The sequence below is a fragment of the Planktothrix serta PCC 8927 genome, assembly GCF_900010725.2.
GTDB classification, from domain to species: Bacteria; Cyanobacteriota; Cyanobacteriia; order Cyanobacteriales; family Microcoleaceae; genus Planktothrix; species Planktothrix serta.
This window is the reverse complement of record NZ_LR734966.1, coordinates 1-1,450: the sequence shown is the minus strand read 5'-3', so window position 1 is coordinate 1,450 and position 1,450 is coordinate 1. Positions and strand designations below refer to the sequence as shown.

General features: G+C 39.6%; 1 protein-coding gene. It reads right to left on the bottom strand.

Annotated elements, in window-relative coordinates; translation table 11 throughout:
• Nucleotides 1-1,213 (bottom strand): vWA domain-containing protein (locus PL8927_RS27830; RefSeq protein ID WP_083627115.1); only part of this gene is annotated, 1,213 nt, incomplete at its 3' end.
• Nucleotides 1,214-1,450: the final 237 nt, after the last annotated feature.

Genomic DNA, 1,450 nt, shown 5'->3' with positions numbered 1-1,450 from the left:
TCTTCTGATCAGCTTCCGATAATTCTTCCCCAGATTGTAATTTTGTCGCGCTGGTTTGAAGTACCGTTGCTGCGTTTTTATCTCCCATTTGCAAAGCAGTTTTTGCCGCAGTTTGTAACATCGTTGCTGCGCCAGCGCGATCGCCTTGTTGGAGTTTGGTTTCAGCAATTTGAGTTTGACGATATTTGGCTAAGGCTAAAATTTGTTGTTGGACAAAGGGATCGGATTTTGGTTGATAGGAATTGACAAAATTACCTTCCACAATCACCAAATCTGAATATAAATTTTTTAAATTTAAGGAAGGATCATCATAGCGGACTTGAACATGGGCGATCGCTTGTTTTCCTTCAGAAAATTTGCCAAAATATAAATTAGCTAAGACCACCCGATCGATATCTTTCATCACATCCCCTAAACGGACAATCCATTTATCCCCTTCTTTTTGGATCGGTAATTCAATCGTATCAGGAGCAACTTGGGAGATCGGTTTGAGTTCAGCTAACCGGACATTTGGCATTAAATCCAATAATAAATAGGAATTAGTTAAGCCCACAGACTGCATTTTATTGAACAAACGGCTGAATTGATCCAACGCTTGTTCGGGATATTCAATATAAGCTAAAGTTCCCCCGGCAGCATCGGCAATTTTTTCTAAAACATCAGAGTTCCAATTTTTACCAAACCCCAAAGTATTAATCGTTAAGTTATAACTAGCGGCGAGTTTGGCTAATTTTAAACAACGATCATTGTCTCCGTGTTCATTATTTTCGCCATCGGTTAATAAAAACCCTTGAGAAATTCGTTCCTGTTTGCCTTTTCCTAATTCTTCAATGCCTAATTTTAGCCCTTCACCAATGACCGTACCCCCCCACCAGTTTGCTTTTAAGGCATTAATTTTCCGTTTAATATTTTCCAAATCCGTAATATCTTGATTAGGAATTAAAACTTTAGCGCGATCATTAAAGGCGATAATTGAAATGCGATCGCCAGGTTTTAATCGATCCACTAACTCAATTGCTGCCTGTTTAACGGTTTTTATGGGTTTACCCGTCATAGAACCGCTATAATCTAAAATTAGGCACAAATTCAAAGGGACATCGACATCGCTTTGAGAAGGAAAAGCCGAAATGGAGATCGCCAATTGACGTTGACTGGTAGCCTGGGAGACATCGAAGTTGGGATCGTTAAGAATTGCTTGTAAACTGAGTTTCATCGGATTACCTGAAGTTGCGCTACTATTTTTATAAGTTCAAGGTTGAGAATTTCTGATGAGAGAACCCATTCAAGCTGTGCTATCGGCATATTCTTACACCGATAGCCCAATTTGGGGAAAGGAGTGAGTTATTTCAAAACAGTTTTAGAGACAATTCGGGTTTTCTTCTGATCAGCTTCCGATAATTCTTCCCCAGATTGTAATTTTGTCGCGCTGGTTTGAAGTACCGTTGCTGCG